The sequence below is a fragment of the Georgenia sp. SUBG003 genome (assembly GCF_000715355.2).
Classification (GTDB): domain Bacteria; phylum Actinomycetota; class Actinomycetes; order Actinomycetales; family Actinomycetaceae; genus Georgenia.
The window spans coordinates 3,494,405-3,518,276 of record NZ_CP180204.1 but is presented as its reverse complement, the minus strand read 5'-3'; the positions used below and the strand labels follow the sequence as shown (position 1 = coordinate 3,518,276).

Below are 23,872 nucleotides of genomic sequence, written 5' to 3'. Positions count from 1 at the left end.
AGCCGGCATGACCGACCTCTCGACCACCCCGCAGCAGACCCAGGCGGAGGAGGTGGTGCTGCTCGCGGAGGACGGGACCGCCGTCGGCACGGCCGACAAGGCCCGCGTGCACACCAGCTCGACGCCGCTCCACCTCGCGTTCTCCTGCCACGTCTTCGACGACGAGGGACGCGTCCTCGTCAGCCGCCGCGCCCTGACCAAGCGGACCTGGCCGGGCGTGTGGACGAACGCTTTCTGCGGGCACCCGGCGCCGGGCGAGGCGATGGCCGACGCCGTCCACCGCCGCGGCAGGTTCGAGCTCGGCGTGGAGATCAGCGAGCCGGTGCCCGTCCTGCCCGACTTCCGCTACCGCGCGGTGGACGCGTCCGGCATCGTGGAGAACGAGATCTGCCCCGTGCACACCGCCCGGGCGCTGACCGGGCCGAGCCCCGACCCGACGGAGGTGGCGGAGCACCGCTGGGTCCGGCCCGAGGACCTTCTCGTCGCCGTGCGGGCGACCCCGTGGGCCTTCAGCCCGTGGCTGGTCGAGCAGCTCGCCGACCCGCGGCTGAGCCGGCTCTTCGCGCCGCGCTGACCGCGGCGCCCGCACGTGTGCGACTGAGCCTGCTCTTCGCGCCGCGCTGACCGCGGCGCGCCCGTGTCCGGGGCACCCGCCCCGCGCACGACCCGCCCGCGCCCGCGGGGTGAGCGAGCCGGCCCTCGCGTTCGTCGGGCCGGGCGGGGTTCCCTAGGGTCGGGGCATGGACCACACACGACTCGGCCGTTCCGGCCTCACCGTCTCCGTCGTCGGCCTCGGCTGCAACAACCTCGGCCGGGCCGGCACGGCGACGGAGTCCGCCGACGGTGCGACCGCCGTCGTCCATGCAGCGCTGGACGCCGGTGTCACGTTCTTCGACACCGCCGACGTCTACGGCAAGGAGCCGGGCCTGAGCGAGCGGCTCCTCGGCCGGGCGCTCGCCGGCAGGCGCGACGAGGTGGTCGTGGCGACCAAGTTCGGCATGGACATGCGCGGCGCGAACGGGCCCGACTTCGGCGCCCGGGGGTCGCGCCGGTACATCGTGACGGCGGTCGAGGCGTCGCTGCGCCGGCTCGGCACCGACTGGATCGACCTCTACCAGCTCCACACCCCGGACCCGCTCACGCCGGTCGACGAGACGCTCGCGGCGCTCGACGGTCTCGTCACCTCGGGGAAGGTCCGGTACGTCGGCCACTCCAACCTGGCGGGCTGGCAGATCGCCGACGCCGCCCACGTGGCCCGCGAGCGGGGCCTGACCCCGTTCGTCTCGGCGCAGAACCACTACAACCTGCTCGACCGGCGGGCCGAGCTCGAGGTGGTACCCGCCGCCGGCCACTTCGGCCTCGGGGTGCTGCCGTACTTCCCGCTGGCGAACGGCCTGCTGACGGGCAAGTACAGCGGCGGCACGGCACCCGCCGGCAGCCGGCTGACCCGGTCCCGGCAGGAGCTGCTCGACCGGGCCGACTACGACCAGCTGCGGGCCTTCGGCGGCTTCGCGCGCGACCGCGGGCTCAGCGAGGTCGAGGTCGCCTTCTCGTGGCTCGCCTCGCGCCCCGCCGTCGCCAGCGTCATCGCGGGCGCGACGACGCCGGAGCAGGTGCGTCAGAACGCCGCCGCGGCGTCGTGGGTGCCGACCGCGCAGGACGAGGCGGAGCTGGACGAGCTCTTCCCGCGCACGCCGAGGGTCGCGCTGTTCTGAGGCCGCCCGTCAGCGGTCGACGCGGGTGACCCAGTACGCGGCGTCCGGCGGCAGCGGCGGGGTGCGGAACCGGGCGCTCGGGAGGTACAGCGAGTCGCGGTAGATCGCGGCCGTCGTCGGCGCGTCGAAGTCCTCGCTGGTGAGGACGTCCTTCAGCCGGGCCCGCTCGCCCTCGTCGTCCAGCCGCAGCACCGCGACCTGGTTGGCGGTGTTCTGCACGACGTAGAGAGTGCGGCCCCGGCGCAGGAGCCCGTCGGCGAACGGGACCGGCCCGGTCGCGTCCGGCACCGTCGTGGCGACGTCGGGAAGGTCGACCTCCTCCGCCTCCCCGGTCTCCGGGTCGACCCGGAAGATCGTCCCGAGGGCGGTGCTGGCGACCAGGAGCGCGTCGCCGTCAGGAGTCGACGCGATGCCGTTGGCGTTGAACCCGGCCACCTGCCGCCACTCGCCGCGCAGCTCCAGGTGCACGACCTCGTCCTGGTCGGGCAGCCGGCCGCCCGGTCCGAGCGGCACGCCGTGCAGGACGGCGGCGAAGGAGTCGGTGAACCAGGCGACGCCGTCGAGGAGGGTGACGTCGTTGACGATCGTGGTGCCCGTGGCGAGCTCGTAGGTGGCGAGGACGTCGCCGCTGCGGGTGCTGACGACCCGTGCCTCGCCGCTCGGCCCGCCGGCGGCGAAGAGTCGCCCGCGCCGGTCCGCCGTGAGGCCGAGCGTCGGCGTGCCGGGCCCCTCGGAGAGGAGCTCGCGGGCGCCGGTGCGCAGGTCGAGCTGGAGGATGTCGCCGTCCGCGAGGGAGCCGACCCACGCCGTCGGTCCGTGGCGCCCGGTCGCGATGCCCTCCGGCTGGAACCCGTCGGGAAGCTCGATCCGGTCGGGCAGGGCCCGGTGGTGGCCGTGCCCGTCGCGAGGACCGTCGTCTCGGCCGCTGCGGGCAGCGCGGCGCCGACGGAGAGGACGACCGCCAGGGCTGGGAGGAGGAGGTGGGACCGGGCCATGGCGAACTCCGATGTTCCGCCTCCGGCACGGGCCGGAGGCCCTGCTGGACCACAACACCGTAGGCGGGGCGCCACCGGTCCGGAAGACGTCCGCAGGGGGAAGGGAGCACGACGCGGCGGCCGCGTCCGGATGAGTCCCGAGGCGCGGCGCCCTAGGACCTCGCGGGCTCCCTCACGGTGGCGAGGAGCGCCCGGAGGGCCTCGCCGTCGTGCCTGCCGGCGAAGATCTCCGTGCCGGGCTCGAGCACCCGCCCGGCGGCGAGGGGACCGGCTTCGACGACGTCGTAGCCGAGGCGGTCGACCACCTCGCCCACCAGGGAGCGGGCCTCGTCGTCGTCCCCGGCCACGGCGAGCGCGCGGCGCCCGGGCGAGCCGGCGGGGGAGTGGTCCGTCTCCAGCTCGTGGTACCCGATGTGGTTCAGGGTCTTGACCAGACGCGCCCCGGCGAGGAAGTCCTGGACCACCTCGGACGTGGACCGCTCGCCCTCCATGACCGGCAGACGGCCGTCCGTCGCGGGCCAGTAGTTCATCGCGTCGACGACGACCCGGCCCGCCAGCAGCGCCGGGTCCAGCGTGTCGTAGCGCCGCATCGGCACGGAGAGCACGACGACGTCGCTGCCACCGACCGCCTCGGCCGCGGTCACGGCGCGGGCGCCGGGGGCCGTCACCTCGACGATGAGGGCGATCTGCGACGGGTCCGACGCGGTGGCGACCAGCACCTCGTAACCCGCTCGCAGTGCCTGCCGGGCGACGGCGGTGCCGACCCGCCCGGCGCCCAGGACGCCGATGGTGCGAACCCTGCTCACCCACAACCCTTCCGTCGTCCGGCCGGCCGATGCCGGCCGCGCGCCACCAGCGGTTCGCCGGCGACAGTGCAACGGCGCGGGGAGGGCGTCCGATTCCGGACGGGGGAGATGGGGGGAGGTCACACCGCCCGGGCGGCGGGGCTCAGAGCCGTTCGACCGTGGTGACGGAACGGTCCGCCGTACCGGCGGGCAGGGACCACCGGTAGCCGGCGGGCAGGTGGGTCTCGAGCTCGAAGCGCAGCGCCAGCAGCTCGGGCCCGCTGGTGATGCTGAGCGTGTCACCGCGCCAGAGCGAGTTGACGGCGTCGGCGAGCTCGCGGCGGCAGGTCTCGTAGTCGCGACCGCACAGGTCGAGCGAGATCCGGCGCGGCCCGGGCGTGCCGGTCGCGGCCGGCGCGGCGCCGGCGCGCCGACGCGGCGGGCCCGCTCGACGCGGCCGACGCCGTCGACACGGGCGACGCCGCCGACCTGGAGGGCCGCGCCGACAGCGCTGCCGCCACGGTGGAAGGAGGCGTGCGATGACGGACCAGTTCTTCCGCATCCCGCTCGGCGAGTGGACCGACGCCGTCGTCGACTGGCTCACCGACAGCTTCGACGCCTTCTTCGACGGCGTCGGCACCGTGCTCAGCACCGTGTTCGACGGGCTCGAGCTGGTGCTCGCCGAGCCTCCCTTCTGGATCGTCGCGCTCGCCCTGACCGCCCTGGCGTTCCTGGCCAAGGGCTGGCGTCTCGCGCTCGGCTCGCTCGTCGGCTTCGTGGTCGTCTCCGGCGTCGACCAGTGGGGCGCGGCGATGTCGACCCTCGCGCTGGTGATCGTGGCGAGCGTGTTCGCCGTCGGCATCGGGATCCCGCTCGGCATCTGGGCGGCACGGAACCACCGGGTCTCCACCGTGCTGCGCCCGGTCCTCGACTTCATGCAGACGATGCCCGCGTTCGTCTACCTGCTGCCGGCGGTGATCCTCTTCCGCGTGGGTGTCGTCCCGGGCATCGTCGCCACCGTCATCTTCTCGATGGCACCCGGCGTCCGGTTCACCGAGCTCGGCATCCGGCAGGTGGACAAGGAGGTCGTCGAGGCGGGCCACGCCTTCGGGGCGACTCCGGGACGCATCCTTCGGCAGGTCCAGCTGCCGCTCGCGCTGCCCACCATCATGGCCGGCATCAACCAGGTCATCATGCTGGCGCTGTCCATGGTGGTGATCGCCGGCATGGTGGGCGCCCCGGGGCTCGGCCAGCCGGTCGTCCAGTCGCTGCAGAGCGTCAACATCGGCCTCGGCGTCGAGGCCGGCCTGGCCGTGGTCATCCTCGCCATGTACCTGGACCGGGTCACGGCGGCGCTCGGTGACCGCGCCCCCGTCTCGCGCGCGCTGAGGCTGCGCACCGCCGACGCCTGACCCCCGAGAAACCTGACCCCCCGAGAAACACGCCGAACCGGCTGACAACCCGAGCGCGTCCGCGCTCACGGAAGGAAAACGGAATGCAGAACCTGAAGCGCCCCGGCGCGCTGCTCGCCACCACGGCACTCGCTCTCACGCTCGCCGCCTGCAGCTCGGGCGAGGCGGACGAGGGCGGCACCGCGGCCTCCGGGCCCGAGGGCGCCGAGCCGATCACCATCGGGATCCACTCCGGCTGGGAGGAGGGCATCGCCGTCTCCTACCTCTGGGAGCACATCCTCACCGAGGCGGGCTACGAGGTGGAGCTGGAGACCGCCGACGCGGGCGTCGTGTTCACCGGCCTCGCCGAGGGCGACTACGACGTCAACTTCGACACGTGGCTGCCGCTGACACACGCCTCGTACCTGGAGCAGTACGGCGACGACCTCGAGGAGCTGGGAATGTGGCTCGAGGAGGCCCCGCTGACCATCGCGGTCAACGAGGACGCCCCGATCGACTCCCTCGACGAGCTGGCGGAGAACGCGGACCTGTTCGGCGGCCGCATCGTCGGCATCGAGGCCGGCGCCGGGCTGACGCAGCAGACGCAGAACGAGGTCATCCCGACCTACGGGCTCGAGGACATGGAGTTCGCCATCTCCTCGACGCCCGCGATGCTGGCCGAGCTCGAGGCCGCCACCGACGCCGGCGAGAACATCGTCGTGACGCTTTGGGAGCCGCACTGGGCCTACGACGCCTACCCGATCAAGAACCTGGAGGACCCGGAGGGCGCGCTCGGCGAGCCCGACGACATCTACACGTACGGCACGAAGGGCTTCTCCGAGGAGTATCCCGAGGTCGCCGAGATGATCGAGGGCTTCACGATGGACGCCGACGACCTGCACGCGCTCGAGAACATCATGTTCAACGAGAACGGGGGCGAGGACCCGGCCGCCTCGGTCGACGCCTGGCTCGAGGAGAACCCCGACTTCCTGAGCGGCCTCGGGCTCGCGTAGCCCGTTCCGTCGGCCGCTGCGAGGCGGCCGACACCTCGTGGCCCGCAGCCCGGCCGGCTGCGGGCCACGACGTCGTCCCGGGACCCGCCGGCCGTCCCCGGCGGAAAGCGTGACGGACGGAGTCCGGTGACTCAGGCGTGCGTGCCGGGAGCCGGGGTCGTCCCGGCCGCCGGTCGCCCGCCGTCGTCCCCGCCACCGGCCCCGCCGCGGCCGCCGCCTCGTACAGGTCCGGCTCGAGGTAGATCTGGGTCTTGAGCGGCACGGCCGCACGGATCCGCTGCTCGGCCGCGTCGATGGCGTCGGCCACCTGGCCGGCGCTGCTGCCGGCCGACACCGCGATCTTGGCGGCGACGAGGATCTCGTCCGGGCCCAGGTGCATCGAGCGCATGTGGATGACGCGCTCCACGCCTCCGCCGGGGATCGCGCCCTCGATCGCACGGTGGTGCTCGGGCATCGCCGACTCGCCGATGAGCATCGACGTCATCTCGCGCGCGAGGAAGACCGCGATGACCACGAGCAGCACGCCGATCGCGGCCGAGCCCACGGCGTCCCACCGGCCGTCGCCGGTCGCCAGCGTCATGCCGACGCCGGAGAGGCCGAAGACCAGGCCGAGAAGGGCGCCGGTGTCCTCCAGCACGATCGTGGGGATCTCGGGCGAGCGGGACGCCTTGATGTACTGGAAGAGCGACATCTTGCCGCGCGCGTGCTCGGCCTCCTTCAGCGCGGTGCGCAGGGCGAAGGCCTCCATCGCCACCGCGACGAGCAGCACCGCGACCGGCACCCACTGCCAGGACTCGATCGGGTGCGGGTCGCTGTACTTGTGCCACGCCTCGTACAGCGCGAACAGGCCACCGAGGGTGAACAGCACGATGGAGACCACGAAGGCCGCGACGTACCGCACACGCCCGTAGCCGAACTGATGGATCTCGGAGGCCTTCTTCTGCGCACGCTTGCCGGCGACGAGGAGAAGGAACTGGTTCGAGGAGTCCGCGACCGAGTGGACCGACTCGGCCAGCATCGAGCTCGAGCCGGTGAGCAGGTATCCGATGAACTTCGCGATCGCGATGCCGATGTTCGCCGCCAGCGCGGTGACGACCGCCTTGGTACCGCCGCCCGATGCCATCTCAGATCCCCTCTCCGGGGCCGGTCGTGTCCGGCCCGGGGAAACAGTAGGCCATGGCGGCAGCGCCCGCCGTGCGGGGGAAGCTGTCCCCCCGGGTCGGCACCGCCCGGCCGTGCGGAGGGTCGCCGGTCAGGCCGGGTGGACGGGCGCGCCGGCCAGGGCGTGCGGTCGGGCACCGGGCAGGGCGTCGCCTCGCGCGCCGCCGTCGGCCTGGCCTCAGGCGTCGAGGCGCCGGGCCTCCGACTCGAGCAGGATCGGCACGCCGTCGCGCACCGGGTACGCAAGCTTGTTGACCTCGCTCGAGGAGACCAGCTCCGGCTGACCGTCCGGGCCGGTCCCGTCGACGAGGTCGGCACCGGTGACCGGGCAGCGCAGCACGTGCCTCACCCACGGGTCGATGCCGAGGATCTGGGCGGATCGGGGGGCGGGGTGCTGGCTCATCGTTCTCCTCGGTCGGTCAGTCGGCGTCGCCCTGCAGCACCCGGAGGTGCCCCCGCCGGGTGATCTCGCCGTCGGCGGCGGGCTCCGGGAGGCGGTGGGTGACCGGCGCCGGCACGGCGGAGCCCGGCCGCCGGGCGGGAACGGTGGTCTGCGGCGTCGATCGTGAGGCCTCGCGGACCGCGTTGGCGAGCGCGACGAGGTCGTCGTCGGAGGGGGCCGCCGGGACGAACTCCGTCGCGAGGCGCACCACGTCCCAGCCGCGGGGCACGGTGAGACGCTCGGCGTGGACGTCGCAGAGGTCGTAGGCGTGCGGCTCGGCGCTGGAGGACAGCGGTCCGAGCACCGCGGTGGAGTCCGCGTACACGTACGTGAGCGTGGCGACGGCTGCGCGGTCGCAGGCGGACCTGGTGCACTGGCGGACGGCTCTCACGCCTGCTGACGCTACCCCCTCGCGCCCGCCGGGCGGCGCTTCCACGCCGTGGGCCCCGTTACCCTCGAGGCATGAGCGAGTCCGAGCTGCCGGTCCCGGCGCGGTGCCGGCACCGCGGGCGACAGTGACCAGGCCCTGGCCGGTGGCCTCGCGCAGCAGCGCCGAGGTCGCCCCGATGCTCGTCGGGCGGGCGACGGCCGCGGCCGGAACGCCGTCCACGGAGTCCTCCGGGCCGGCCTCGCGGACCTCGCCGGCGCCGTCGAGGCTGCGGGCGAGGGCGGCCAGGTCCGGGCCTGTGGCCCCGGCGCCGCCGTGACGCGCTGCGGTATTGGTACGGGCGGCCATCAGAAGACCTCCGCCAGTCCGGCCTCCTGCAACGGGTGGGCGCCCTGGCGCCGCCCCGGCCGCTCGCCGCACAGCCGCGGCGTCGGGAAGACCTTGCCCGGGTTGGAGATGTTCTCCGGGTCGAAGGCGCAGCGCACGGCCTGCATGGTGTCGAGGTCCTCCTCGGTGAACATCTTCGGCATGTACTTCGCCTTGTCGGAGCCGACGCCGTGCTCGCCCGTGATCGAGCCGCCGTTGGCGATGCACAGCTCGAGGATGCCGCCGGCCACCTCCTCGGCCCGCTCGGCGGCGCCCTCCTCGGCGTCGTCGAAGAGCACCAGCGGGTGCAGGTTGCCGTCGCCGGCGTGGAAGACGTTGGCCACCCGCACCCCGCGCTCGGCGGAGAGCTCGGAGATCTGCCGCAGCACGTGCGGCAGGGCGGTGCGCGGGATGACCCCGTCCTGGACGATGTAGTCGGGGCTGATCCGCCCGACAGCCGCAAACGCGGACTTGCGGCCCTTCCAGATCAGGGCCCGCTCGACGTCGTCCGCGGCGAGGCGGGTCTCGAAGGAGCCGTTCGCCTCGCAGTGGCGCAGCACCTCGGCCAGCTCCCCGGCGACGTCGGCGGCCGCGCCGTCCAGCTCCACCACGAGGACGGCCCCCGCCCCCTCGGGGTACCCGCAGGCGACGGCCTTCTCGGCGGCCTCGATGGACAGGGCGTCCATCATCTCGATGGCGGCCGGGATGACGCCGGCGGCGATGATGGCGGAGGTGGCCGCTCCGGCGTCGTCCGTGGAACGGAACCCGGCCAGGACGGTCTCGACCTTCTGGGGCAAGCGGGTCAGGCGCACGGTGACCTCGGTGACGATGCCCAGCGTCCCCTCGGACCCGACGAGAGCGCCGAGCAGGTCGTAGCCGGGCGGATCCGGTGCCTTGCCGCCGATCTCGACGTGCTCGCCTGACGGCGTGACGAGGTTCAGCCCGGTCACGTGGTTTGTGGTGAACCCGTACTTCAGGCAGTGCGCGCCGCCGGAGTTCTCGGCGACGTTGCCGCCGATCGAGCAGACCGACTGGCTGGAGGGGTCGGGGGCGAAGTAGTAGCCGTCCGGCGTGGTCTCCCGGGTGAGCGCCAGGTTGATGACGCCCGGGTCGACGACGGCGCGCTGGTCGGCGGCGTCGATCTCCCTGATCTGCCGCATCTGCGACATGACGATCAGGACGCCCTCCGCCTGCGGCAGAGCGCCGCCGGACAGCCCGGTCCCGGAGCCGCGGGCGACGAACGGCACCCGGTGCCGGGCGCAGGCGCGGACCGCCAGGGCGACGTCGTCGGCGTCGCGGGCGAGCACCACGAGCCCGGGGACGACCTTGTACTGGGCGAGCCCGTCGCACTCGTAGGTGCGGAGACGCTGGCGGTCGGTGACGACCTGCTGGGCGCCGAGGGCACGGGCGAGCTCGGCGGTGACCCGGCCGAGCGCCTCGGCGGGCCGGGCAGCGCCGGCCGAGGCGGCAGCGTCCGCGGACCCCGACGCGTCGTCGCGCGCGGTGGTGTCGATGGACGTCATGTCGGCACTGGCGCCGGGCCCGTCGCCCGGCGCGTCGTCGTCACCCCGTTACCCCGTCACCCCGTCACCCCGTCACCGCGGCCTACCGCAGGAAGGCCGCCGCCACCCCGGAGTCCACGGGCACGTGCAGACCCGTCGTCTGGACCAGGTCCGGCCCCACGAGCACGAACACGGCTGCCGCGACGTGCTCGGGCAGCACCTCCCGCTTGAGCAGGGTGCGCTGGGCGTAGTACCTCCCCCAGCTCGGCCTCCTCGACGCCGTACACCTTGGCCCGCTGGGCGCCCCACCCCCCGGCGAAGATGCCGGACCCGCGGACCACGCCGTCCGGGTTGATGCCGTTGACGCGGATGCCGTGCTCGCCCAGCTCGGCGGCGAGCAGGCGCACCTGGTGGGCCTGGTCGGCCTTGGTCGCGGAGTAGGCGATGTTGTTCGGGCCGGCGAACAGGGAGTTCTTCGAGGCGATGTAGACGATGTCGCCGCCCATGCCCTGCGCGATCATGACCCGTGCCGCCTCGCGCGAGACGAGGAACGACCCGCGGGCCATGACGTCGTGCTGGAGGTCCCAGTCGGCCGTCGTCGTCTCCAGCAGCGGCTTGGAGACGGACAGGCCGGCGTTGTTGACGACGAGATCGACCCCGCCGAAGGCGAGCGCTGCCGCGCGGACGGCGGCCGCGACGTCGTCCTCGCTGGTCACGTCCGCACGGACGGCCACGGCGACGTCGGGCCCGCCGAGGGTGTCCGCGACCGCCTGCGCCTTGTCGAGGTCGAGGTCCGCGACCACGACGCACGCGCCCTCCGCCGCGAGCCGCTCCGCCGTCGCCTTCCCGATGCCGGACGCGGCGCCGGTGACCAGGGCGACGCGGGTGGCCAGCGGCTTGGGCCGCGGCATCCGCTGCAGCTTCGCCTCCTCCAGGGCCCAGTACTCGATGCGGAACTTCTCGGCCTCGTCGATCGGGGCGTAGGTGGAGATCGCCTCCGCGCCGCGCATGACGTTGACGGCGTTGACGTAGAACTCCCCGGCCACCCGCGCCGTCTGCTTGTTGCGGCCGAAGGAGAACATCCCGACGCCGGGGGACGAGCACGATCGCCGGGTCGGCCCCCCGCATGGGCGGGGAGTCGGCGGTGGCGTGACGCTCGTAGTAGGCGGCGTAGTCGGCCCGGTAGGCCTGGTGGAGCTCGCGCAGCCGCTCCACCGCCTGCTCGTGCGGGGCGTTCGCCGGCAGGTCGAGCACGAGCGGGCGGACCTTGGTGCGCAGGAAGTGGTCGGGGCACGAGGTGCCGAGCTCGGCCAGCGGCCAGAGCTTCTCCCGGGCGAGGAAGTCAAGGACGACGGCGGAGTCGGTGAAGTGGCCCACCTGCGGCGCGTCGGTGGACGCCAGCCCGCGGATGACGGGGGGCGAGCGCGGCGGCGCGGGCCTGCCGGACGTCGTCGGGCAGGGGCTCGTGGCCGGCCCGCACGTTCCCGAACGGGTGGCGGCCCTCGAGCTCGAGGGCCGCGGTGCGGCGGGTGATGAACTCCTCGGCGGTGCGGATGACCTCCAGCGAGCGCGCCTCGCACTCCGCGGAGCTGTCGCCCCAGGCGGTGATGCCGTGCCCGCCGAGCACGCACCCGACGGCCTGGGGGTTGGCGTCCTTGACGGCGGCGATGTCGAGGCCGAGCTGGAAGCCGGGGCGGCGCCACGGGACCCAGACCACGCGGTCGCCGAAGATCTCCCGGGTCAGGGCCTCGCCGTCGTCCGCGGTGGCCACGGCGATGCCGGAGTCGGGGTGAAGGTGGTCGACGTGCGGGGCGTCGACCAGGCCGTGCATGGCCGTGTCGATGCTCGGGGTTGCGCCGCCCCGCCCGTGCAGGCAGTAGTCGAAGGCGGCGACCATCTCGTCCTCGCGCTCCACGCCCGGGTACACCTCGGTCAGGGCGCGGAGCCGGTCCAGGCGCAGGACGGCCAGGCCCTTTTCCGTGAGGGTGCCGAGGTCACCGCCCGACCCCTTGACCCACAGCAGCTCGACATCGCCGCCGGTCACCGGGTCGGTCGCGGTGGCCTTGGCGGAGGTGTTGCCGCCGGCGTAGTTGGTGTTGCGCGGGTCGGCGCCCAGGCGGTTGGACCGGGCGATGAGGTCCTCGGGTGCGGAGGTCATGTGTGCGCTCCTCGGGGTGGGTGAGGGTCAGAGGTTGACGTCGCCGCAGAGGTGGACGTGGACGCCCAGGGCGTCGAACATGGCCGCCTTGGCGGTGAGAGCCTTGTCGGCGGCCTCGGCGTCGGGGGCGTAGACCACCTGGGCGTGGTTGGCCTTGTGCCGGGCCATGAACTGGTCGCGGGTGATGCCGCGGAGCACGACGTGGGCGATGGGCCACTCCGGGTTGGTCAGCCTCGAGCGCCGCTCGGACTCCTCCTCGGGCAGCTCGACGACGTCGGCCCGGCCGAGGTCGACGTGCAGCTCGCCGCCCTCGACGTAGACCCGGGACCAGACGATCTCGCCCGGCTTCGACACCCCCTTGATGGTGGCGCCGCCCTTGGGGAAGAAGACCGGGGACTGCCGCCAGCCCTCGGCGTCGGCGTAACCGCCGGCGAAGTGCGACGGCGGGACGGAGCCGGAGATCTCGTAGACCCACACGAACCGGCCGTCGTACTCCTCGCCCCACCGCACGTCGTGCAGGGTGTTCGCCGGGTCGAGCCCCATCGCCGTCCACACCCGGTTCGTGACGAGGGCGTCGACGGCGACGCCCTCGTCCACCTCGTTGAAGTGCGGCAGCGCCTGCCCCTCGTAGAGGACGCGGCTGCCGTCGCGGCTGGTCACCGGCGGGCGCGCCACGTTGTTGAGCAGCCCCTCGACGAGGTCGGACGCGGGGCAGACGTTCTTCAGCCCCTGCTGGTACTGGATGCCCACCGCGTCTAGGCCGAAGTCGTCGGAGAGGCGCAGGGCGGCGACGTACATCTTGTACTGCCACATCACCTGGTCCTCGGTGAGCTCGGTGTCGGGGTCGGAGCCGAACCGGAACGTCATGCCCGCGTCGGTGAGCCACTCCCCCACCGCACGCGCTCGTCGTCGGGGACCGTCTGCATCTGCGCCCACAGCTCGGACTGCGAGAGGCGCTCCTTGTAGATGCCGAGGGGATTGAGCAGCTCGTCGTCGATGATGGCGTTGTACATGCCCATGCAGCCCTCGTCGAAGACACCCATGATCGCCTTCTCGGTACGCAGCTGCTCCGCGAGGGCGCGGCCCAGCCGGACCTCCTCCGTCTCGGGCAGGGCGGGCAGGTCACGCACGTGGGAGGTGTCGTGCTCGAGGGTGCCGGTCTCCAACCAGGTCCGCAGGCAGGCGAGGAACCACTCGTCCTTTCCGTCCACCGTCCACGTGGTCGAGTACGGCACCCGAGCCTTGGTCAGGGAGGCGTTGAGGTTGAGCAGGCCCACCAGACCCGGCCAGTCGGGCGCGAAGTTCGCCACGGTGAGGATGGGACCGCGGTGGGTGCGCAGGCCGGGCAGGACGTGGTGGGAGTACTGCCAGATCGTGGTGGCGACGATGACGGGCGCGTCGGGCGGGATGTTGCGGAACGTCTCGATGCCGTGCCGCTGGGAGGTGACGAACCCGTGGCCCCTCCCGGGGTCGACGTCGAAGGCGCGGCGCACGGACCAGCCCTCGTTCCCGAGGGCGGCCGCCAGGACGGACTCGAAGGCCTCCTGGGTCGCCCACCCGGCGACGTTGGCGGGCTCGCGCAGGTCTCCGCTGGTGGTGAGGTAGACGACCTTCTCCTCAGCCTGGGGCAGGTCGACGGGGGCGGGGAAGGCGTACGTGGCGGTCACGGGGTCTCCTTCGTCGGGGCTTCGGGCTTTCGTTCGGTCGTGACGGTCGGCGCGGGCGGCGTGTCTCCTCAGCTCCCGGGCCCGCGTACGCCGAGGGTGAGCAGGAGGTTGGCGTACAGGCGCTGGTCCCCGGTGGCGACGACGAGGGCGAGGTCCGGCCCGCGGCAGGCGTCGTAGAACTCGCGGCGGCCGAGCTCGCGCCACCCGACCTCACCGAGCACCGCCCGGTAGCCGGTGTGCGCGGGGACCTCCTGCCCGTCCCCCGGCGTCATCACGGCGGCCGCCTCGACCGGCACCGCCGCGAGCAGCACCTCGAGCACCTGGTCCACGTCGAGCAGGCCCGGTCGCAGGTTGAGGTGCACCCGCGGCACGGACTCCCGCGCGCCGGTGGAGTGCGGGTAGTTGCCGTCGGCGAGCAGCACCTGCGAGCCGTGCCCGGCCGCGGCGAGCGTGCCGGCGAGCCCGGGGTGGGTCAGCGGTCCGAGGAGCATCGTGGTCCTTTCACGAGTCGGTGGCTGCGGCCAGGGTCCGTGCGACGTCGTCGTCGAAGACGCGGACGGCCTCGGTGGTGAGCGGCTCGGCGAGGAGCTGCTCCCACATGGGCGGGGCGATGGTGAAGCAGTCGACGCCGCCCTCCGCGAGCCGGGCGACGTCGCCCGCCGCGCGCAGGGAGGCGACCAGAAGGCGGGTGGGGCTGCCGAGCCCGTCGATGATCCGCTGCATCATCAGCACCTCGCCGACGCCGTCGCGCCCGTTGTCGGTCATCCGCCCGACGTAGGGCGCCACGAAGGTCGCGCCCGCGGCGATCGCGGGCAGCACCTGGACGTGGTTGTAGACGGCGGTGACGAGCGTGGTCACGCCCTGGTCTGCCAGCGTCCGGGTGGTGGCGATCCCGGCCGCGTTCGCGGGGATCTTGATGCCGACGTCGCCGCTCGCCTCCCGCACCTCGCGGGCGTGGCGCAGCATCTCCTCGGTGGTGGCGCCCCAGGTCTGGACGAACAGCGTGCCGGCGCCCGCCTCGCGCAGACGGTCGACCAGCTCGGGCAGGCCCGCCGTGGTGACCCCGGCCCGGGCGAGCAGGGTGGGGTTCGTCGTCACGCCGGCGAAGACCCCGGTGGCGAGCAGCGGCCGGGCGGCGTCGAGGTCGGCGGTGTCGAGGAAGAGATCGAGCATGTCAGGCTCCGCGTTCGGTCAGGTGGGGTGTCGGGGCGACGGCTGCGGCGCCCGCCTCGAACCAGGGCAGCAGGGCGTCGCGGGCGGCCTCGTAGCGGGCGTGCAGGTCCTCACCGAGGGCCGGGTCACGCTCGGGCACGTAGGCGGCGGTGACCTCCGTCAGCGACCGGGCGACGGAGAAGTCCTGCTGCAGCCCCAGCCCGACCAGGCCGGTGACGGCGGCGCCGAGGCTGTTCGCGGCGGTGTCGAGGCTGCGGCGCAGCACCGGGACAGCGAGCACGTCCGCGAGGATCTGCAGCCAGAGGGCCGAACGGGCGCCGCCGCCGACCGCCTGGACCCGCCCGATCCGCGCCCCCGCGGTCCGCACTCTCGCGGACGCCGCTGACGTCGACCACCGGCACCGGCGCGTCGGGGCTGAGTCGTTCCACGCGGCCGTCGACGTCGCGGTCCAGCACGACGTCGCCCACGACGACGACGTGGGGCCCCCGGCCCGCTCATGCGGTCCGCCGGCGGGGGACGGAGGTGCGGAGCGGCACGGCGGGCGTGGCCGCGACGTCGGGTGACTCCGGGACCGGGGCCTCGCTGAGCATCCGGCGCTCGGACAGCTCCGCGAGCTCGGCGTCCAGGACGGCGCACAGCGCGTGGATCGCGACGAGGTGCACGGCCTGGACGGCCGCCGTCGACGGCGCCTCGACGCACAGGGCGGAGTGACTCAGCTCCGCGAGCGGGTTCGGAGCGGGGCCGGTCATCGCCCACACCTCGAGCCCGATCTCCCGGCCCCGTTCGGCGGCCCGGAGCACGTTGGGGCTCCTGCCCGACGTCGAGAGCAGCACCAGCACGTCGCCGGGGCGGCCGTGGCCCTGGACCTGCCGGGCGAACATCTCGTCGACGCCGTAGTCGTTGACCAGCGCCGTGACGGAGGAGCTCTCGGCGCACAGCGAGATCGCGGAGAAGGGGCGGCGTTCCTCGAGGAAGCGGCCAACCAGCTCGGAGGTGAGGTGCTGGGCCTCCGCCGCGCTGCCGCCGTTGCCGGCGGCGAGCAGCCGACCTCCGTCCGTGAGCCGCTCCGCGAGCGTGCGGCCCCACCGGGCGACCGTGCCGGAGCTGCACCGCAGCGAGGCCAGGGCGTCGGCGAGCTCGTGCTCGTGGGCGTCGATCCAGTCGAGGGCGTTGAGCGCGCTCATGCCGATGCCTCCTTCAGTGCGGGGTACATCGCGGGGTACGCGGCGGCCTCGTACGCGGCCAGCGTCCCGGCCGCGACCGTGCTCCAGGCGAAGAGCTCCACCGCCCGGCGGCGGGCGGCGATGCCGAAGCTGGCCCGCCGCGCCTCGTCGTGCAGCAGCGTGACGAGCGCGCCGGCGAGCGCGGTCGGGTTCTGCGGCGGGACGAGCAGACCCGTGACGCCGTCGGCCACGGAGTCGAGCAGCCCGCCCACCGCCGCGCCGACGACCGGCCGGCCGCAGGCGGCCGCCTCGAGGGGGACGATCCCGAACGGCTCGTACCAGGGCGTGGCGACGACGACGTCGGCCTGCCGGATCAGGGCCGGCATGTCCTCGTGGGCGACCGAGCCGAGGAACGTCACCCGGTCGGCGACCCCCAGCTCCTCGGCGAGCGCGGTGAGCCGCCGGACCTCCGGGTCGGCGTCGACCTCGTGCCGGGGCGGCCCGCCCGCGACGACCAGCTCCGCCGTCGGCACCGCGGGCAGCGCCTCGACGATGGTGGCCACGCCCTTGCGCGGGACGAGCCGGCCGATGGTGAGCAGACGGTGCGGCAGAGGGCGGGCCCCGGCCGGACCGTCGGCGGCGTCGTCCCGCGGTGACGGCCGTGGCGTGAAGTGCTCGACGTCCACCCCGCACGGGACGACCCGCAGCCGGGACACCGGCACCCCGAGGCGGCGCAGCTCGCCCACCTCGTCGCTGCACGTGGCCACGACGAGGTCCACCGACCGACCGATCCGGCGCTCGTCACGGATCCGGGTGGGCGGCGAGGTGTCCGCGGCGCCCTGGTAGCGGCGCTTGACCGAGCCGAGCGCGTGGTACGTGTGCACCACGGGGACGGGGACGGGGACGGCGCGGGTGGCCTCGAGCACGGCGAGGCCGGACATCCAGAAGTGGGAGTGCACGACGTCGGGCGCCCCCTCCTGCGACCACCGCCGTGCCAGCCACCGGCCGAAGGCCGGCATGAAGGGCGGCAGCTCGTCCTTCGGCAACGGTTCGGGGGGGCCGGCGGGGACGTGCACCACGTGCACCCCCTCGTGCATCCGCACCCGTTCCGGCAGGTCGGCCCGGTCCCGGCGCGTGTAGACCTCGACGACGTGCCCCTCCTCGGCGAGGGCGGTCGCGAGCGCGGCGACATGGACGTTCTGCCCGCCCGCGTCCACCCCGCCCAGGGCGGCGAGCGGGCTGGCGTGCTCGGAGACCATCGCGATCCTCATCGTGCTACCTCCTTCAGCAGCTGCTGCCAGTCGGCGAGGAACCGGTCCAGGCCGAAGTGGTCCAGGGCGTGCCTGCGGGCCGCGAGCCCGCGCTCGCGCGCCTCGTCGGGGTCGGCGAGCCACCGGCGGGCGGCCGCGGCCAGCACGTCGGGGTCGGAGCTCACCACGCCCGCGTCGGCGGGCACCGCCTCGGGGGCGGCCGTGCTCGCGAGGGCGAGGACGGGCATCCCGAGCGTCATGGCCTCGAGGAGCGAGAGCCCCAGCGACGTCCACCGGTAGGGGTGGAGGTAGGCGCGGTGGCGGGCGAGGAGGTCGTGCATCGCGTCCTGCGGCACGTCCTCGTGCAGGTGGTCCGTGAGGTGCGGGGCGAGCTCCGCCAGGGCCGTCATCCCCATGCCGTGCACGGCGACGGGCAGCTCGTCCGCGATGCGCAGCAGCACGTCGGTGCCGGCCACCCGCCAGCGCCTCACCGGCTCGTTGACGACGACGCCGAGGCGCTCCTCCTCGCCGGTGTAGCGGTACCCGGGGTCGACGATGCCGTGGTCGATCACGGTGGTCGGCGCCTCGCCGCAGTCCCACATCAGCGCGTTGAAGTCGGTGACGTGGACGACCGGGATGTCGGAGCGGTCCGCGAGCGGGTGCCGGGTGGTGGCCGCCGGCCCGGCCGGGGTGTTGTGCTCGACGTAGACGGCCGGGACGTCGACGCCCGCCCGCAGGCCCGTCCACTCCTCGAGGAGCGCGATCTCGTGGGGCCGCTGGAGGACGACGACGTCGCACCCCTCCTCGCGCAGCTCGCCCGGGCCGAGCTCCCGGGTCGTGTCCGGCCACGTCCAGGTGCGGGCGCGGCCGAGGCCGTCGGGTCCGCGGTCCGGCAGGACGGGGACGAGGTACTGGTCGGGTCCCTGGACGAACGGGGTCAGCCACGAGCCGTGGACGTGCCAGATCAGGACCTTCATGCCGGCACCTCCGCCGTCGGGTGGGCAGGGTCGGTTCGCGTGGGCGACCCGGCGAGCGCGGCCACCGCGGCCACGACGTCCGCCGCCGGCACGCCGGTCAGGCAGGGGTCCTGCCGGCCTTCGGCGGCTGGTGGCCCCGCTGGCGGCAGGCCCTGGGCACCGCCGCGCACCGCGGCCTCGTCGTCTTCGGGCCGGACCGTGGCCGGCGCGCCACGTACACCCACCCGGGCCGGTCGGGTCTCAGGTCGCCCGACCGCGACACGGCACTGAGGTTCGTCGTGCGTTCCTACCTCCACGCCTACGGACCCGCGTCGGACGAGCACCTCGCGCGGTGGCTCGGCGCACCGACGGCGTGGTGCGCCCAGCTGCTCGCGACGCTCCGCGACGACCTCGAACGTGTGACGCTCGAGGGCTTCGGCCTCCTGTGGCAGCTGGCCGGCGAGGAGCCGCCCGCACGCACCGGCGGAGGGGCGCTCGCGTGCTCGGACGACACCGCCGCGAGCCTCCCCGGCGTGCGGCTGCTGCCCTACTTCGACGCCTACGTCGTCGGGTCCCACCCGCGGGACCTCCTCTTCCCCGGCCGGGCCGCGGACCGCGCGCTGAGCCGCGGTCAGGCGGGCAACTACCCCGTTCTCCTGGTCGACGGCGTGGTGGCCGGGGTGTGGCACCTCCACCGTTCCGGCCGCCGCCTGGAGGTGACCGTGGAGCCGCTCCGCCCGCTCGGCACGGCACGCACGCGTGAGCTGGAGGCAGAGGTCGACCGCGTCGGCCGGATCCTGGAGGGAACCCCGGAGCTCGCGGTCGGCAGGGTGACCGTCGGGCCGCACGCATGAGCAGGTGTGTCGTAGGCGTGGGCTAGTGTCGCGGCATGGAGCAGCGCGTGAGCCTGGTCACCCTCGGTGTCGCGGACCTGGAGCGGGCCCGCGCCTTCTACGCCGGGCTCGGCTGGACCCCCGCGCAGGACCTTGAGGACGTCGTCTTCTACCAGGCCGGCGGCATGGTGGTCGCCCTGTGGGACCGTGCGTCCCTGGCCGCCGACACCCGGGTTGCCGACTCCGGCGGCTGGGGCGGCATCACGCTCGCCCACAACGTTGGCAGCCCGGCGGAGGTCGACGCCGTGCTCGCCGAGGCCGAGGGGGCCGGCGGGCAGGTGCGCCGCCGCGGCGCGGCGACCGGGTGGGGCGGCTACTCCGGCATCTTCACCGACCCTGACGGCAACGCGTGGGAGGTCGCCCACAACCCGTTCTGGACCGTCACCGGCGACGGCGCCACCCTCCTCGGGACGTCGGGCTGACGTGGAACGGTCCGACGGTCTCGTCGTGGCCCAGGCGGCGGCGCTGACCGGTGTGCTGTGGCCGGGCAGGGCACGTTGGGAGCTTCCGGTCCCGGTGACCGTCGCGGCGTCGTCGCTGATCGTCGTGGGAGGCGTGCTCGCCCTGGCCGGTGCCGCCCCGCACACCCGCCTCACGCCACGCGTCCGGCCACCGGCCGGTGCGCGACTCGTCACGACCGGTGCGTACGCGGTGACCCGGAACCCGATCTACGTCGGTCTGGCCGCCGGAGCGTGGGGGCTGGCGCTGCTGCGCCGCAGGCCCGGCCCGCTCCTGTCCGCCGCGGCACTCACGGGGGTCCTCGCGGCGAAGTCCACGCTGGAGGAGAGCGCCCTCGCCGACGCGTTCGGCAGGCCGTATCTCGAGTACGCCGCGCGCACTCCGCGGTTCGTCGGGCGACCACGCCGGTAGGTGCGCGCAGACCTTCCCCGAGGCGCCCAGCACGCGCGGCTGCCGCTACACCAGGCCGTGCTCGTACGCGTAGACGGTCGCAGCGGCGCGGGACGGGACGTCGAGCTTGGCGAAGATGCTGCTGAGGTGCCGCGCGACCGTCTTCTCGCTGAGGAAGAGCTCCGCGGCGATCGCCCGGTTGGTGCGGCCCGTGGCGACGAGCCGGAGGACCTCCACCTCGCGCTGCGTCAGACCGCTGACTACCGCTGCGGGCGCGAAGCGCCTGAGCTCGGACCTGGCCCCGGCCAGGTCGGCCGCCGCCCCGAGCCGCTCGAAGGCGCGGCACGCGGACTCCAGCTCGAGCCGGGCTCCGGCGTCGTCACCGACGGCGGAGCCGGCGCCGACCGCCAGGCGCCGCGCCGGTCCGGCCTGTCCGGCCGGCACGATGGCGCCAGCGAGCCCGCCGGCGGCCGCGGCCGCGGAGCCGCAGAACACGAAGGGCAGCTCCCGGTAGGCCTCGTGCCACGACGGCGTGGCGGTGTCCGAGAGGAGCACCGCCGTGTAGGCGGCGACCGGTGGCGCGAGAACACCCGCGATGACCCCGGCGGGCCGTCCCGCCGCGGCCAGCAGCCGCAACGGCGCTGCGGTGCTGCGGGGCAGCACCATGCCGGCGACCTCCGCGGCGGCGGCGACACCGGCGGGCGGGCCGTACAGGGCGAGGATCCAGGTGCCCACCGACATCGGCGACGTGACCTTGACGGTGCGCATCATGTTGAGGAACCGCTCGGGACGGCCCAGGTCGTGGACGAGGGCGACCATGGAGAAGCCGAGCGCCCCGAGCGCGGTGAGCCGGCCGGACCGGCGAAGTGCTTCGCGCCCGGTCAGGTCCGCGCCCGCCGCGAGCAGGGAGGAGCCGGCGGCGAGCCCGCCGGCGAACATGTAGGCGGGGATCTCGCCCTTCCACGGCGCGGGCTTGACGACCTGACGGCCGTAGTACGAGGTGAACTCCGCCGGCGGCACCATCGCCGTCTCGCCGCCGTGCGTGCGGCGTCGCCCGGCTCGGCCTTGCCCGCCCGGACCGGCTGCATCCGGACGTCCCCCCGCGGCCGAGCGTCCAACCGCGTCCGGCCGTTCCGCCGTCGTCCCGCTCACCGGCGCCCCCCCGACGAAGGCCAGCGCCGCGCCGGCGAGGAGTGCCAGGCCGGCCATGCCGGCCCGGTTGAACATGTGCGGCAGGTCGCGGGTGGTCACGACCGGGTCCGGAGGCAGCCCGTACACCTCGGGCTCGTCGAGCAGCAGGAAGAAGGCACCGGTGCCGCTGACGCCGTCCTCCGGGTCGTGGCCGTACAGGCGCGCACCCTCGACGCCGTCGTCCCGCAGCCTCCGCACCCGGGCGTCGGCACGTTCACGCAGCTCGTCGAGGTCCCCGAACTGGATCGAGTCCGTGGGGCACGCCTTGGCGCAGGCGGGCTCCAGGCCCGCGCCGAGCCGGTCGTAGCAGAGCGTGCACTTCTGGGCGATGCCGATGTCGCGGGCACCGGCCGGTCCGCTCCGGCGCTCGATCACGCCGAACGGGCACGCCGCCACGCAGTAGCCGCAGCCGTTGCAGACGTCGTCCTGGACGACGACGGTGCCGAACTCCGTCCGGAACAGGGCCCCGGTGGGGCACACGTCGAGGCACGCGGCGTGGGTGCAGTGCTTGCAGACGTTGGAGGACATCAGCCAGCGGAAGTCCGGCCGCCCGTCGGCGGCCTCCGCCGCGGCGTCGGCGGGCGCACCGGACGGGGCAGGGGCGCCGGGCGGGACGGCGGCCCCTGACGGGCCAGGGGCACCTGACGGGACAGGGGAGGACGACCTCGAGGCTCCGGTGCTCCAGGTGGAGGCGCCGGTCGCACCGTCGCCCGTCGTGGTGACCGAGGACGTCGTCGACGCCGAGGTGGTCGAGGCCGAGGTCCCGGTGGTCGAGGGCACCGAGCCGGACGCCGCGGACAGCGTCTCCGACGAGCGGCCGTGGACGCCCGTCCCGGTCCCCGCCCCCTCCTACACGCTCAAGCAGGACGTGCCGCGCCGCGACGTCGCCCCGTTCGCGCAGGACCCGGCGCCGACGGCGGCGGTGCCGCAGCGCCCGACCGTCGCCTCCCCGGCGAGCGCGCCTGCGCCCGTCGACGAGCCCGTCGCGGTCACCCTGGACCTGGACGCCGTCCTGGCCAGGCGCCGCGCCGCGGGGGAGTGAACGGGCGGAAAGTGACGAAGCCAACGTCAGGATCCGCGCCGCCGATTTCACGTGCCCCGCGGGTCCGGTGCTATCGTGGTCCGGTACTCGCGAGAGTGCGTTGGGGCTATGGCGCAGTTGGTAGCGCGTCTCGTTCGCAATGAGAAGGTCGGGGGTTCGAATCCCCCTAGCTCCACTTCCGGAAGGTCCTTGACCGGGTGAAAGCCCAGGTCGAGGACCTTTTTCGGTCTCGGAGTGCTCGGTGGACCGGGGACTTCCCCGAGTTCGCCGAGGTCCCAGGCGCTCGTCGTCCTGCGTCCGTGGGCGCCGGTGCCGGCGTCCGGCCTTTCTACTCCACCGTGAACGGGGCCCGGATGCCGTCGCCCACCATGCCGGGCTTGCACGCCGTCTCGTACATGCCCGCCGGAACGTTGACGATGAGGTCGCGGGTGAGGCCGGGGCCGATGTTCTCCACCTCGGCGATGACCTGCTGCCCGTCCTCGTCGTAGAGGTAGAACTCCGTCGGCTCGGTGCCGTCGTTGGTGACCGAGAAGACGATCCGGCCCTCCGGCGCGGTCCGGGCCGAGAGCTCGCACGAGTCGGAGGTGCTGGTCACCGTGACGGTGCCGGCGGTGCCGGAGCCCGCGGTGCCGTCCGGGGCGCCGGTGGCACCCTGGCCGCCAGGGTCGTTCGGGGTGCACGCCGCGGCGAGGAGCGTGAGCGCGACGGCGAGCACGGACGGCATGAGGCGGCGGCGAGGACGAGGCACGTGGGGCTCCCGGAGGATGGACGGACGGGCCCGCGGACGAGGGGCGGGGAGGCGCGTCAGGCGGCGGCGGTCTGCGGTGCCGCGGCCCGCGCGGGCGTACCGGCCCGGCCGCGGAACGCCACGCGGACGAAGAGGAAGAGCGTGGGCACCAGGTACAGCACCCAGGCCACCGCCTGGAGCCACGTGGTGGCGGGGGGAGAAGTTGAAGAGGCCCTTCAGCAGCGCGCCGTACCAGGACGACGGCGGTACCTGGGCCGAGACGTCGAAGGCCAGCGAGTTCAGCCCCGGCAGGATCCCGGCCTCCTGCAGGTCGTGGACGCCGTAGGCGAGCACTCCGGCCGCGATCACGATCAGGAGCAGCCCGGTCCAGGAGAAGAACACCCTGAGGTTGAGGCGCAGCGCACCGTGGTAGACGAGCCAGCCGAGCACGACGGCGAGGGCGAGTCCCAGCACCGCGCCGAGCAGCGGACGGGTCGAGGTGCCGGTCGCCTGCGCGCCGGCCCAGAGGAACAGCGCCGTCTCGAGCCCCTCGCGGCCGACGGCGAGGGTCGCCATGACCGCCACGGCCCACCGGCCCGCGTCGACGGCGTCGCCGAGCTTGTGCTGCAGGTCGCCCTTGAGGTGGCGGGCGGCCCTGGCCATCCAGAAGATCATCCACGTGATGAGGCCGACGGCGAGGATCGACAGGAAGCCGCCGACCGCCTCCTGCGCCTGGAAGCTAAGACTCCGCGGTCCGAAGGTCAGCGCGGCGCCGAGACCGAGGGACGCGGCCACGGCGACACCGATCCCGGTCCACAGCTGGGGCAGCCGGTCGCGGCGCCCCGACTTCACGAGGTAGGCCACGAGGATGCCGACGACGAGGGCCGCCTCGAGCCCTTCACGCAGCCCGATCAGGAAGTTGGCGAACATGACTTTCCCGGCGAGTGGGGGGCCGTCGAGCGGTCCGGGTGAGGTTTGCCTTACCTAAGTTGAGCGGCACGGTATATCGCGCGCGCCTCGGGCGGCAACGCGTCCGAAAGTGCTA

25 protein-coding genes, 1 tRNA gene and 2 pseudogenes are annotated in these 23,872 nt (G+C 74.1%); 9 read left to right on the top strand and 19 right to left on the bottom strand.

The window, feature by feature from the left end; genetic code table 11:
- The first annotated feature begins 7 nt into the window (after window positions 1–7).
- Together idi and DA06_RS18400 are read left to right on the top strand one after the other, a co-directional pair.
- Window positions 8–574, top strand: coding sequence for an isopentenyl-diphosphate Delta-isomerase (gene idi, locus DA06_RS18405; protein WP_043502854.1), 567 nt, complete (start codon window positions 8–10; stop codon window positions 572–574).
- A gap of 166 nt (window positions 575–740) precedes the next feature.
- The gene (locus DA06_RS18400) at window positions 741–1,715 is read left to right on the top strand and encodes an aldo/keto reductase (RefSeq protein ID WP_043502852.1); all 975 of its coding nucleotides are present in this window, start codon (window positions 741–743) and stop codon (window positions 1,713–1,715) included.
- A gap of 9 nt (window positions 1,716–1,724) precedes the next feature.
- Here DA06_RS18400 and DA06_RS18395 read toward each other — a convergent pair whose 3' ends face one another.
- The 3 genes from DA06_RS18395 to DA06_RS18385 all read right to left on the bottom strand — a co-directional run bounded on the left by DA06_RS18395 (window position 1,725) and on the right by DA06_RS18385 (window position 4,057).
- Entirely contained in the window at window positions 1,725–2,765 is a 1,041-nt protein-coding gene (locus tag DA06_RS18395; RefSeq protein ID WP_052436950.1) for a hypothetical protein, read from the bottom strand.
- Between the two features lie 97 nt (window positions 2,766–2,862).
- Window positions 2,863–3,516: an NAD(P)-binding domain-containing protein gene (locus DA06_RS18390; RefSeq protein WP_052436949.1), complete on the bottom strand. Its 654-nt coding sequence runs from the start codon at window positions 3,514–3,516 to the stop codon at window positions 2,863–2,865.
- A gap of 142 nt (window positions 3,517–3,658) precedes the next feature.
- Window positions 3,659–4,057: a hypothetical protein gene (locus DA06_RS18385; protein WP_418605679.1), complete on the bottom strand. Its 399-nt coding sequence runs from the start codon at window positions 4,055–4,057 to the stop codon at window positions 3,659–3,661.
- On the opposite strand from DA06_RS18385, the gene DA06_RS18380 reads away from it, so the two are divergent.
- Both DA06_RS18380 and DA06_RS18375 read left to right on the top strand, forming a co-directional pair.
- On the top strand, window positions 4,035–4,907 hold the full coding sequence (locus tag DA06_RS18380) for an ABC transporter permease (RefSeq protein WP_043502839.1): 873 nt from the start codon (window positions 4,035–4,037) through the stop codon (window positions 4,905–4,907). The genes DA06_RS18385 and DA06_RS18380 overlap by 23 nt on opposite strands.
- Before the next feature lie 83 nt (window positions 4,908–4,990).
- The gene (locus DA06_RS18375; RefSeq protein ID WP_043502836.1) at window positions 4,991–5,899 is read left to right on the top strand and encodes a glycine betaine ABC transporter substrate-binding protein; all 909 of its coding nucleotides are present in this window, start codon (window positions 4,991–4,993) and stop codon (window positions 5,897–5,899) included.
- Here the strand turns inward: DA06_RS18375 and DA06_RS18370 are convergent.
- From DA06_RS18370 to DA06_RS18310, 13 genes and pseudogenes are all read right to left on the bottom strand, one after another.
- A complete protein-coding gene (locus DA06_RS18370; protein WP_418605678.1) occupies window positions 5,808–7,022 on the bottom strand; it encodes a cation diffusion facilitator family transporter in 1,215 nt (404 codons plus the stop codon). The genes DA06_RS18375 and DA06_RS18370 overlap by 92 nt on opposite strands.
- Before the next feature lie 216 nt (window positions 7,023–7,238).
- Window positions 7,239–7,463, bottom strand: a complete 225-nt coding sequence (locus DA06_RS18365) for a Trm112 family protein (RefSeq protein ID WP_052436948.1) — start codon at window positions 7,461–7,463, stop codon at window positions 7,239–7,241.
- Between the two features lie 16 nt (window positions 7,464–7,479).
- On the bottom strand, window positions 7,480–7,893 hold the full coding sequence (locus tag DA06_RS18360) for a DUF3499 domain-containing protein (protein WP_043502834.1): 414 nt from the start codon (window positions 7,891–7,893) through the stop codon (window positions 7,480–7,482).
- Between the two features lie 344 nt (window positions 7,894–8,237).
- On the bottom strand, window positions 8,238–9,779 hold the full coding sequence (locus DA06_RS18355) for an FAD-linked oxidase C-terminal domain-containing protein (RefSeq protein WP_418605677.1): 1,542 nt from the start codon (window positions 9,777–9,779) through the stop codon (window positions 8,238–8,240).
- An 82-nt stretch (window positions 9,780–9,861) separates the two neighbouring features.
- Window positions 9,862–11,916: pseudogene (locus DA06_RS18350) on the bottom strand (bifunctional aldolase/short-chain dehydrogenase).
- 27 nt (window positions 11,917–11,943) lie between these two features.
- Window positions 11,944–12,810, bottom strand: coding sequence for a hypothetical protein (locus tag DA06_RS18345; protein ID WP_418605676.1), 867 nt, complete (start codon window positions 12,808–12,810; stop codon window positions 11,944–11,946).
- Window positions 12,780–13,583, bottom strand: coding sequence for a hypothetical protein (locus tag DA06_RS18340; protein ID WP_418605675.1), 804 nt, complete (start codon window positions 13,581–13,583; stop codon window positions 12,780–12,782). The genes DA06_RS18345 and DA06_RS18340 overlap by 31 nt, the downstream gene beginning before the upstream one ends.
- 68 nt (window positions 13,584–13,651) lie before the next feature.
- Window positions 13,652–14,074 (bottom strand): RbsD/FucU domain-containing protein, encoded by a 423-nt coding sequence (locus DA06_RS18335; RefSeq protein ID WP_043502822.1) that lies wholly within the window; start codon window positions 14,072–14,074, stop codon window positions 13,652–13,654.
- A 10-nt stretch (window positions 14,075–14,084) separates the two neighbouring features.
- The gene (locus DA06_RS18330) at window positions 14,085–14,756 is read right to left on the bottom strand and encodes a transaldolase family protein (protein ID WP_052436947.1); all 672 of its coding nucleotides are present in this window, start codon (window positions 14,754–14,756) and stop codon (window positions 14,085–14,087) included.
- A gap of 1 nt (window position 14,757) precedes the next feature.
- On the bottom strand, window positions 14,758–15,123 hold the full coding sequence (locus DA06_RS18325; protein ID WP_418605674.1) for an FGGY-family carbohydrate kinase: 366 nt from the start codon (window positions 15,121–15,123) through the stop codon (window positions 14,758–14,760).
- A gap of 127 nt (window positions 15,124–15,250) precedes the next feature.
- On the bottom strand, window positions 15,251–15,940 hold the full coding sequence (locus DA06_RS18320; protein WP_418605673.1) for a D-sedoheptulose-7-phosphate isomerase: 690 nt from the start codon (window positions 15,938–15,940) through the stop codon (window positions 15,251–15,253).
- Window positions 15,937–17,190 (bottom strand): glycosyltransferase family 4 protein, encoded by a 1,254-nt coding sequence (locus DA06_RS18315; RefSeq protein WP_052436946.1) that lies wholly within the window; start codon window positions 17,188–17,190, stop codon window positions 15,937–15,939. The genes DA06_RS18320 and DA06_RS18315 overlap by 4 nt, the downstream gene beginning before the upstream one ends.
- A complete protein-coding gene (locus DA06_RS18310) occupies window positions 17,187–18,146 on the bottom strand; it encodes a glycosyltransferase (protein WP_043502813.1) in 960 nt (319 codons plus the stop codon). The genes DA06_RS18315 and DA06_RS18310 overlap by 4 nt, the downstream gene beginning before the upstream one ends.
- A 20-nt stretch (window positions 18,147–18,166) precedes the next feature.
- On the opposite strand from DA06_RS18310, the gene DA06_RS18305 reads away from it, so the two are divergent.
- From DA06_RS18305 to DA06_RS18295, 3 genes are read left to right on the top strand one after another with little or no spacing between them, the layout of a single operon-like run.
- Window positions 18,167–18,979: a DNA glycosylase AlkZ-like family protein gene (locus tag DA06_RS18305; RefSeq protein WP_418605672.1), complete on the top strand. Its 813-nt coding sequence runs from the start codon at window positions 18,167–18,169 to the stop codon at window positions 18,977–18,979.
- A 35-nt stretch (window positions 18,980–19,014) separates the two neighbouring features.
- Window positions 19,015–19,440, top strand: coding sequence for a VOC family protein (locus DA06_RS18300; protein ID WP_043502805.1), 426 nt, complete (start codon window positions 19,015–19,017; stop codon window positions 19,438–19,440).
- 1 nt (window position 19,441) lies between these two features.
- Window positions 19,442–19,888: a methyltransferase family protein gene (locus DA06_RS18295; protein ID WP_052436945.1), complete on the top strand. Its 447-nt coding sequence runs from the start codon at window positions 19,442–19,444 to the stop codon at window positions 19,886–19,888.
- 45 nt (window positions 19,889–19,933) lie between these two features.
- On the opposite strand, the gene DA06_RS18290 is transcribed toward DA06_RS18295, so the two are convergent.
- Window positions 19,934–21,586, bottom strand: a complete 1,653-nt coding sequence (locus DA06_RS18290; RefSeq protein WP_418605670.1) for a 4Fe-4S dicluster domain-containing protein — start codon at window positions 21,584–21,586, stop codon at window positions 19,934–19,936.
- A 148-nt stretch (window positions 21,587–21,734) separates the two neighbouring features.
- Here DA06_RS18290 and DA06_RS18285 point away from each other — a divergent pair, with 148 nt between their 5' ends.
- A complete protein-coding gene (locus DA06_RS18285) occupies window positions 21,735–22,100 on the top strand; it encodes a hypothetical protein (RefSeq protein WP_418605668.1) in 366 nt (121 codons plus the stop codon).
- A gap of 102 nt (window positions 22,101–22,202) precedes the next feature.
- Window positions 22,203–22,275, top strand: a tRNA-Ala gene (locus DA06_RS18280).
- Window positions 22,276–22,428: 153 nt separating this feature from the next.
- Here the strand turns inward: DA06_RS18280 and DA06_RS18275 are convergent.
- Window positions 22,429–22,824, bottom strand: a complete 396-nt coding sequence (locus DA06_RS18275; protein WP_043502794.1) for a cupredoxin domain-containing protein — start codon at window positions 22,822–22,824, stop codon at window positions 22,429–22,431.
- An 80-nt stretch (window positions 22,825–22,904) separates the two neighbouring features.
- Window positions 22,905–23,757: pseudogene (efeU, locus tag DA06_RS18270) on the bottom strand (iron uptake transporter permease EfeU).
- Window positions 23,758–23,872: the final 115 nt, after the last annotated feature.